Genomic DNA, 293 nt, shown 5'->3' with positions numbered 1-293 from the left:
TTTTGCAACGCATGCAGACTGCAAGCATTTGAGAGACTCGAACATGTCATCATTCATTTCTTATTACGGAGAAATGAACCGACACGTCGTTTCAATTTTCAGCTTGTTCCGGATTGTTAAAGAGCAAATATCTCAAACTCAGCTCGTAAGCCGGTTTTGAGATACTGTGGAGACACCTTTCACCTGTCACCAAGCAAGTGGCGTCCCCTAGGGGATTCGAACCCCTGTTGCCGCCGTGAAAGGGCGGAGTCCTAACCGCTAGACGAAGGGGACACGATAGTGTCACGACTTCG

General features: G+C 48.5%; 1 tRNA gene. It reads right to left on the bottom strand.

The features are described from left to right. Positions 1–198 precede the first annotated feature (198 nt). Positions 199–273 (bottom strand) — tRNA-Glu (locus F3J38_RS27865). Between the last annotated feature and the right edge of the window lie 20 nt (positions 274–293).

It is taken from the genome of Candidatus Pantoea formicae (assembly GCF_011752625.1).
Lineage (GTDB): Bacteria > Pseudomonadota > Gammaproteobacteria > Enterobacterales > Enterobacteriaceae > Pantoea > Pantoea formicae.
Note: the sequence above shows the minus strand (reverse complement) of the source record. Positions and strands in the feature narration are given on the sequence as shown.